At 72.8% G+C, this 9,057-nt stretch carries 5 protein-coding genes; 3 read left to right on the top strand and 2 right to left on the bottom strand.

Annotated features, from left to right (window positions below):
• Nucleotides 1-447: sensor domain-containing protein (locus EJK15_RS64735; RefSeq protein ID WP_171075336.1), on the top strand; the 447-nt coding region annotated here is incomplete at its 5' end.
• 29 nt (nt 448-476) lie between these two features.
• On the opposite strand, the gene EJK15_RS64730 is transcribed toward EJK15_RS64735, so the two are convergent.
• The gene (locus tag EJK15_RS64730) at nt 477-4,214 is read right to left on the bottom strand and encodes a S8 family peptidase (protein WP_240778035.1); all 3,738 of its coding nucleotides are present in this window, start codon (nt 4,212-4,214) and stop codon (nt 477-479) included.
• Nucleotides 4,215-4,401: 187 nt separating this feature from the next.
• On the opposite strand from EJK15_RS64730, the gene EJK15_RS64725 reads away from it, so the two are divergent.
• Both EJK15_RS64725 and EJK15_RS64720 read left to right on the top strand, forming a co-directional pair.
• A complete protein-coding gene (locus EJK15_RS64725; RefSeq protein ID WP_171075335.1) occupies nt 4,402-5,208 on the top strand; it encodes an alpha/beta fold hydrolase in 807 nt (268 codons plus the stop codon).
• A gap of 118 nt (nt 5,209-5,326) precedes the next feature.
• Nucleotides 5,327-8,320 (top strand): alpha-mannosidase, encoded by a 2,994-nt coding sequence (locus EJK15_RS64720; protein ID WP_138720167.1) that lies wholly within the window; start codon nt 5,327-5,329, stop codon nt 8,318-8,320.
• Between the two features lie 30 nt (nt 8,321-8,350).
• Here the strand turns inward: EJK15_RS64720 and EJK15_RS64715 are convergent.
• Nucleotides 8,351-9,057 (bottom strand): ROK family protein (locus EJK15_RS64715; protein ID WP_138720166.1); only part of this gene is annotated, 707 nt, incomplete at its 5' end.

The raw sequence follows: 9,057 nt of genomic DNA, 5'->3' as shown, positions 1-9,057 counted from the left end.
CGCCCCCGCTACGCGCCCGCCCCGGCCGGCGCGGGCTGGTTCCGCCGCCTGATGAACCCGCTGGTCAACGGCCAGGCCTGGCTCGACCTGCTGTGGGGGATCGTCAGCTTCCCGTTCTCCCTGGCGGCCTTCGTCCTCGCCACCGTGTGGTGGGCCATCGCCATCGCCGGCCTCACCTCCCCCATCCACGGGTGGATCGTCGCCCGCATTCCCGGTGTCGAGCTCTGGGTGCCCACGTGGCTCGGGTTCCCCGAATGGCTCGTCGGCAGCGACCTGTTCTTCGTGATCTTCAACACCGGGGTCGGCCTGCTGTTCGCGCTGACGCTGGTGCCGGTCCTGCGGATCGCGGCCCTGCTCAAGGCCGGCGTGGCGCAGGCCATGCTCACCCGGGCGCCCGAGCCCTCCGTGACCGCGCATGGCGAATCGGCCTGGATGGCGGACAGGTAGTCGCGGTCGAGCGCCCGCGGGCACGGCGTTCAGCGCACCGCGTAGGCGCGGATCACCTCCTGCGTCAGGGTGTTGCCGTTGACGTCGGAGGCGTTGAGCCGCAGCGAGACGAACCCGGACGGCGACCGGTCGAGCGTCGTCACGTAGGTCCGCTCGCCCCTGTCGCGAAGGCGGGCGGGCCGCCAGGTGGCGCCGTCGTCGTACGACACCTCCAGCGACACGTCCTTGATCGCGCTCTGTGCCGCGCCCTCCTGGTGGTAGAGCGACAGTCCGAGGGTGCGGGACCTGGCCTGGTTCTTCAGGTCCACCGGCGCGTCGAACGTGGCCAGCAGCAGCGGGATCACCGTCGGCTGCGCGGCCCGCTCGGAGCCGAACGTCCAGACGGCCCTGGTGCGGGTGGACATCCTGGCCCACTCGGCCTGGTTGCTCAGGTCGTACTCGATCCGGTACGCCGACCGCTCCGCCGGGAGCGTCCCCGTCCCCGAGGGCAGGTAGTTCGTCTGCCACAGCAGCGATTCGCCCTGGTAGAGCCGGAAGTCGGTCTTCATGCCGTGCTCGAACTGGCTGGTGTAGGTGTCGCCGTAGTTGCGGCCGGCGTCCACGAAGCCCTGCATGGAGATCCGCAGCTTGTCGCCCTCCCTGCGCATGGGGTTGCGCGGGTTGATGCCGGGCAGCAGCGGCTGCTTGAACACGGTGCGGCTGACCCGCTCCCCCGCCTCGTAAGGGCGGAATTCTGGCGAGGCCACCGAGACGCGTGGCGTGTCCGGGTGCGGCCACATGTTGTTGTAGGACCGCTCCGGAGCGACCGCCGACGAATTCCACCGCAGGTCGGGATCCGGGGTGACGTAGTCGATCCGGGTGCGCGGCGTCCTGGCCATGGGGTGGTTCGTGGAGATCGACAGGGTGTCCCACGGCTCGAAGACGAACCGGGCCTCGTTCACGGCCACGTCGTCGGCGAGCTGGCTGTGGTAGCCGGTCTCGATCCTGGCCAGCGACCGGGAGCGGACCACGTACGTGAGCGAGTCGCGGACCCGGCCCTTCTCGCGCAGGTACAGGTCGTACACGTACGGGCTGGCGACGACGCCCTTGGCCACGACCGGCACCGGCAGCCGGCGCAGCCGCTCGACCAGCTTCAGGCCCTCCTCGTGGGTGAGCCGCACGGTCGGCACGGCCAGCTTGACCTTGTTGCCGCCGGTGGTGACGTCGGTGCCGGGCCGGTCGCTGTAGACCGCCACCATCGCCGCCCCGGCGGCCGCGGCCGCGTTGGACTGCGTGGAGACCGGCACGCCGTCGGTGCGGCGGATGACGGCCAGCTTGCCGCGCAGGTTCCGGGCCTTGATCTCCTCCGGGCTCCCCCGGCCGGCGTCCACCGCCATGAGCAGCCGGGTGCCGTCCAGGCGCGGGTAGTCGGTGGAGAAGTCGCTGAACTGGACCGGGTCGACGTACTCGGGCTCCAGGGCGAGGCCCGGTGTCGTGAAGGCGATCTCGGGGGCCTTCAGCCGCCACCGGGTGGAGACGACGAACGTGCCCTTGGTGACCTTCCTGGTGGGCTGGACGAACAGCCGTTCCTCGATCTGCGCGCCGGGCGAGATGGTGGTGCCGCCGCGCAGCGCGGTGCCCTGCTCTCCGGCGCGGTACCACATGAGCGCGGCGGCCGCGCCCGTGTTCCGCTTGGTCTTGTGGTCGGGGGTCTCGATCTTGACCTCGACGGCCTCGCGGGCGTCCAGCACCACCTCGGTGTTCTCGGAGATCTCCATCTCGGGGTCGCCGAGCAGGCTCTCGTTGAGCGGCTTGCCGGTGGCGGTGCTGTCCTGCGTGGCGGGCATGGTGAAGATGTGGCCGAGCACGGAGTAGGTGCCGGGGTTGACGAGCAGGCAGGTGCCGCGGCCGTACCTGTCCTCGGTGCACGGCTGGGCCGGGTCGCCCGGGAGCACGCGGCCGACCAGGGTGCCCTCGTCGAGGTTGAGCACGGTGAAGCCGCCGCGGCCGGTGCGGCCGTCCCTGGCGATGCCGCGTACCCGCAGCTCGACGCGCTTCTCCTCGACGCTGCCGGTCAGCAGGGTACGCACGGGGGCGCCGCCCGCGACGGCGGCCGTCAGCTCCTGGCGCAGCCGGCCCGGCTCGGCGGCCTTGATCGTGACCTTGACCCCGGCCGTCCCCGACGCGGGCACGGTCAGCTTCGCGGGCTCGACGGTGAACCCGTCCCCGCTGGTCAGGTCCAGCTCGGCGGGCGCCTGCCCGAGGTTGCGGTACGTCACCGTGAGGCTCTTCGGCTCACCGGTGTCGAGCCTGCCGAAGCTGACCGAACCCGCCGAGGCCACGACGGAGCCCTTGAGTGCGGCCGCCACGTCGACGCGGCCCGCGCCCTGCGCGTCGACCGGGATGTCCCCGCCGGGCCTGGCGGTGGCCATGAGCAGCGACTTCAGCTCACCGCCTGTGATGCCGGGGCGGGCCTGGCGCAGCAGCGCGGCGGCACCGGCGACGTGCGGGGTGGCCATCGAGGTGCCGGACAGCGCGATGTGGCCGCCGCCGGACTTGGGGGCGGTGATGTCCACGCCGGGTGCGGTGACGTCGGGCTTGACGCTCTCGTCGGCCGCGATCGGGCCGCGGCTGGAGAAGTCGGCCAGCTGGTCCTGCCGGTCGACGGCGCCGACGGTCAGCGCCTCGGGGGCGTCGCCGGGGGCGCCCACGCACCGGTCGCAGCCGTCGTTGCCGGCGGCCACGACGAACAGGGTGCCGTACTTTCCGGTCAGCCGGGAGACCGCGTCGGTGAGCGGGCCACCCACCTGGGGGGAGCCGAGGCTCAGGTTGACGACGTCGGCGTGCTTCTCGCCGGCCGCCCACTCCATGGCATCGATGATCCAGGACGACTGGCCGTACCCGTCGGCGGCCAGCACGCGGCCGTTGAGCAGCTTCGCGCCGGGCGCGACGCCCTTGGCGCCCGCCACCGTGCCGGCGACGTGGGTGCCGTGGCCGTGCGGGTCGCCCGTGACGTTCTCGCCGACGAAGTCCCGCTGGCCGGCCACCTTGCCCGCGAGGTCGGGGTGGGTGGCGTCCACGCCGGTGTCGAGGACGGCCACGGTGGTGCCTGTGCCGTCGTACCCGGCGGCCCACGCCTCGGGGGCACCGATCTGCGGCACGCTCCGCTCGAGCACCGGCCGCACCTTGCGGTCGAGCCAGATCTTCGACACGCCCGCCAGCGGGCCGGCGGCGCGGGCCGGCGGGGCGGCGAGCTTCGCCAGCTCCGCGCCGAGCTTGGCGGCGTCCGACGCGGCAACCGTCGCGCCCGCGCCGCCGATGCTCTCCAGCGTGCGGACCTGCTTCACGGCCGGGATCGCGGCCTTGGTCGCGTTCGCGGCGTAGGTGAGGATCAGCGGGATGGCACCGCCGTAGCCCTGCTCGGCCAGCGCCGTCACGTTGAACAGCTCGGTGTCGAGCCGCTCCGGGACCAGGGTGGCGACGTCGTCGGGGATGACGGTCACCGCGCCGTCCGCCTCCAGCACCTGGAACGTCGGCACGGAGCCGTCGGCGCGCGGCGCGGGGGTGACCGTCACCGTGCTGTGCTCGCCGTCCACGGTCCGCACCCGCACCTGGTCACCGGTGATCAGCGTGATCTCGTCGCTCGCCGCGGCGCCCGTGAACGTCACGGGCGCCGCGGCCGATGCGTGTGCGCCGGGAACCGAGAGCAGCGAGGCGGCCATGGCCAGGGAGCCGGCCACCACCGTCCCCCGCCGCCATCGCCCCGCTCGTCCCAACCCACGCGGCATGGACGACCTCCAGAGAATCGGTAAGCACGAATACCGAATTCCTAGTCATCCGGATCTGTCGTTGTCTATGAGGTTGGTGTGGCTAGATCCCGACTTGTCGTAAACCCGCCAGCCCATGGCGTCGGCGACTTGGCCACCGCGCGCGGCCGGTCTAGAGTGGCCGTTCGCGATTTCCGGAAAGGACACCATGGACACCGGAATGTTCACGGTTCCCGGCGCCGAGCTCTATTACGAGGTACGCGGCTCCGGGCCGGTCCTGCTGACGATTCTCGGCGGCGGGGGCGACGCGGCGATGGCCGGGCCGCTGGCCGAGGCGCTCGCCGGTCGCTACACGGTGATCACCTACGACCGGCGTGGCGCCACCCGCAGCCCGCTGGCCGGGCCGCCGTCGGAGCAGCGGATCGAGGAGCACGCCGACGACGCGCTCCGCCTGCTCCAGGCGGCCGACGAGGAGCCCGCGAACGTGTTCGCCACCCACTCGGGCGCCCTCATCGCCCTGGACCTGCTGGCCCGCCACCCCGGCCGGATCCGGCGGCTGGTCGCGCACGAGCCGCCCGCGTTCGAGCTGCTCCCTGACGCGGCCCGGTGGCGCACCCTCGCCCAGGAGGCGGTGGACGTCTACCTGCGCGAGGGGATCGGCCCCGCCCTGCGCAAGTTCGGCGCGGAGACCGGCGTGCTCGCGCCGCCCCGGCCCGACCCCGGCCTGCCGGCCTGGGTGCGCGACATGCTGACCAGGATGAGCGCCAACATGGAGACGAGCTTGCGGTACGAGCAGCGCTCGTTCTGCCGGTACGTCCCCGACGCGGCGGCGCTGCGCCCGGCGCCGCTCGTCCTGGCGTGCGGCGCCGGCACGCGGGGGCTGATGCGCGACTGCACCCTGGCCGTCGCCGCGCACCTCGGCGTGGAGACGGTGGAGCTGCCCGGCGACTACGTGGGCTACCTGCGCCTGCCCGCTCAGTTCGCGGCGGCGCTGCACGAGCGGCTGACGGCGTGACCTGACCAGGCGGCGGATGTGCGTGCGGCGGCACGCCGCCCGGCCGCGTTGCCCGGCGCGCGGTGGTTGCCTAACGTGCTAAGCGCTGATTCATCACCTTCACGAGGGAGCCCCGCTGATGCATGACGACCGCAACCTGGTCGAGGCCCGCCTGCGGCGCGTGCTGGACGAGCGGATCCGTCCGGCCGTGTACCCCGAGTCCGTGCCGCTGGAGGTGGCCGTCTGGCACGCGCCGGGCGAGCCGGTCCCGGTCGCGGAGGGGCTGGCGGCGACGCCGGAGCCGATCGCGGCCGGCGACGCGTGGGGCGCTCCGTGGGGCACGAGCTGGTTCACGGTCACCGGCACGGTGCCTGCAGAGTGGGCGGGCAGGACCGTGGAGGCCCTGCTCGACCTGGGCTTCAACGAGAACATGCCGGGCTTCCAGTGCGAGGGCCTGGTCTACCTACCCGACGGCACCCCGGTGAAGGGCCTCAACCCGCGCAACCAGTGGGTACGCATCGGCTCCCCTGCCGAGGGCGGCGAGCCGGTGCGCCTGCACGTCGAGGCCGCCTCCAACCCCGTCATCCTCGGCCGCCCCGCCTTCCGGCCCACGCACCTGGGCGACAAGGAGACGGCCGGCACCGACCCCTTGTACCGGCTGGCGCGCATGGACCTGGCCGTCTTCGACGAGGCCGTGTGGCAGCTCGTGATGGACCTGGAGGTGGCGGGCGAGCTGATGGCGGAGCTGCCCGTCGAGTCCGCCCGCCGCTGGGAGCTGCTGCGGGCCGTGGAGCGCGCCCTGGACGCCGTGGACCTGCAGGACGTGAACGGCACGGCGGCGGCCGCCCGTGCCCGGCTGGCCGGCGTGCTGTCGGCGCCGGCGGTCCCGTCGGCGCACCGCATCAGCGCGGTCGGGCACGCGCACATCGACTCGGCCTGGCTGTGGCCGCTGCGCGAGACCGTGCGCAAGGTGGCCCGCACGGCCTCGAACATGACCGCGCTGCTGGAGGACGAGCCGGACTTCGTGTTCGCGATGTCGCAGGCGCAGCAGTGGGCGTGGATCAAGGAGCACCGGCCCGAGGTGTGGGCCCGGGTGACCAAGGCGGTGGCCACCGGCCGCTTCGTCCCGGCGGGCGGCATGTGGGTGGAGTCGGACACGAACATGCCCGGCTCGGAGGCGATGGCCCGGCAGTTCGTGCACGGCAAGCGGTTCTTCATCGAGGAGTTCGGCATCGACAACGAGGAGGTGTGGCTGCCGGACACGTTCGGCTTCGCGGCCGGGCTGCCGCAGATCATCAGGGCGGCGGGGTCGAAGCGGCTGCTCACGCAGAAGATCTCGTGGAGCCAGACGAACAGGTTCCCGCACCACACGTTCCTGTGGGAGGGCATCGACGGGACGCGGATCTTCACGCACTTCCCGCCGGTGGACACCTACAACTGCTCGATGAGCGGCCACGAGATCGCGCACGCGGCCCGCAACTTCAAGGACAAGGGCGTCGCGCGGCATTCGCTCGCGCCGACCGGATGGGGCGACGGGGGCGGCGGCACGACACGCGAGATGGTCGCCAAGGCGGCCCGGCTGCGCAACCTGGAGGGCTCGGCCACGGTCACGTGGGAGACGCCCGCGGACTTCTTCGCCAAGGCGGAGGCCGAATACCCGAATCCGCCCGTCTGGGTCGGGGAGCTCTACCTGGAGCTGCACCGCGCCACGCTCACCAGCCAGGCCAAGACCAAGCAGGGCAACCGGCGCAGCGAGTCGCTGCTGCGGGAGGCCGAGCTGTGGGCGGCGACGGCGGCCGTGCGCGCGGGGGCGCCGTACCCGTACGAGCGGCTCGACCGGATCTGGAAGACGGTCCTGCTGCACCAGTTCCACGACATCCTGCCCGGGTCGTCGATCGCGTGGGTGCACCGGGAGGCGCGGCGGACGTACGAGGCGGTGGCGGCGGAGCTGAACGACCTCATCGGCTCCGCCCAGCACGCCCTGGCGGGGGATCCGTCCGGCGGGACGCTGCTCTTCAACTCCGCCCCGCACCCGCGCCACGGGATCCCTGCGGGCGGCGCCGGACGCCCCGCCCCGGCCGGGTCCGCACGCGTGCGGACCCGGGACGCGGGCGGCTACATCCTGGAGAACGACCTGCTCAGGGTGGAGATCGACGGCCACGGCCTGGTCGTCTCGGCCTACGACCGGTCCGCAGGCAGGGAGACGGTCGCGCCCGGCAAGGCGGCGAACCTGCTGCAACTCCACCCCGACTTCCCCAACAAGTGGGACGCCTGGGACGTGGACGAGTTCTACCGCAACACGGTCACCGACCTGGTCGGCTGCGACGACCTGAGCCTGGACGGCGACGCGGTCCGCGTGCGGCGCTCCTTCGGCTCGTCCACGGTGACGCAGCTGCTCACGCTCTCCGGCGGCCGGCTGGACATCGCGACGGAGGTCGACTGGCACGAGACGGAGAAGTTCCTGAAGCTGGCGTTCCCGCTGGACGTGCACGCCGACCGGTACGCCTCCGAGAGCCAGTACGGCCACACCTTCCGCCCCACCCACACCAACACGAGCTGGGAGGCCGCCAAGTTCGAGGCGTGCAACCACCGCTTCGTGCACGTGGAGGAGCCCGGCTGGGGCGTGGCGCTGGTCAACGACTCGACGTACGGCCACGACGTCACCCGCACCGTCGGCGATTCGGGCACCACCACGACGCTCCGCGCGTCCCTGCTGCGTGCGCCGCGCTTCCCCGACCCGGAGACCGATCAGGGCGTGCACCGCTTCCGGCACGCGCTCGTGCCGGGCGCGACGATCGGCGACGCGGTCCGCGAGGGCTGGTTCGCCAACCTGCCGGAGCGCCGCGTGCCGGGCGACGCGGAGGTGGAGCCGCTGGTCACGGTGGACAACGACGCGGTCGTGGTGACCGCGGTCAAACTGGCCGACGACGAGAGCGGTGACGTGATCGTACGCTTCCACGAATCCCGGGGCGGGCGTGCCCGCGCCACGCTGACGGCGGCCTTCCCGGTCGCGGAGGTCGTCACCACGGATCTGCTGGAACGCCCGACGGGAGAGCCGCGGCGCGAAGAAAATGCGGTGTCCCTGACGCTGCGCCCTTTCGAGCTGATGACGCTCCGCATGAAGCGCGCATGACGGCGGCGCTGCTCGCGGCGTTCCCGGAGATCAGCCGCTGAGCAGCGTCCCCAGTCTGGGCGCGTACGTGGCGTGGAAGACCAGCGAGGCCGCGCCGATCGCGGCGGCGTCCGCCGCGATCGGCGAGGTCTCCACCCGCACGGCGTGCAGCCGCCGGGCCAGCGCCCGGCTCGACACGGCCCGCGCGATCACCTCCCGGTAGATCTCCCCCACCTCCCTGAGCGCGGGCCCGCCGAGCACGAGCAGATCGATGTCCAGCATGTTCACCACGCTCACGGCGGCATCGGCCAGCCGCCCGGCCACTCGCTCGATCACCTGCCGCGCCCCCGGCTCCCCCTGGGCGGCCGCCGCGCAGACAGCGGCATGGGCGACATGTCCCCCCATGGCCGCCTCGATGGCGCTCGGACAGCAGATCGCCTCCACGCACCCCCGGTTCCCGCAGTAGCACTCGGGCCCGTCCGGCTCGACCGTGATGTGCCCGAACTCGGCGGCGTTCATCGACCGCCCCCGATACACCTGGTTGTCCAGGAAGATCCCGCCACCGATGCCGGTCCCCAGATACAGGTAGGCGAAGCTCGGCGTCGTCCGCGCGATCCCGGCCCACCGCTCCCCGATCGCCGCGGCGGTGGCGTCGTTGTCCACGGTCACCGGAAACCGGGTGTGCTCGCGCAGCAACCGCTTGATCGGCACCTGGTCCCACGCCGGGAGCCGCGGCGGGGACACCATCACCCCCTCCC

It is taken from the genome of Nonomuraea basaltis, assembly GCF_005893125.1.
Classification (GTDB): Bacteria; Actinomycetota; Actinomycetes; order Streptosporangiales; family Streptosporangiaceae; genus Nonomuraea; species Nonomuraea basaltis.
Note: the sequence above shows the minus strand (reverse complement) of the source record. Positions and strands in the feature narration are given on the sequence as shown.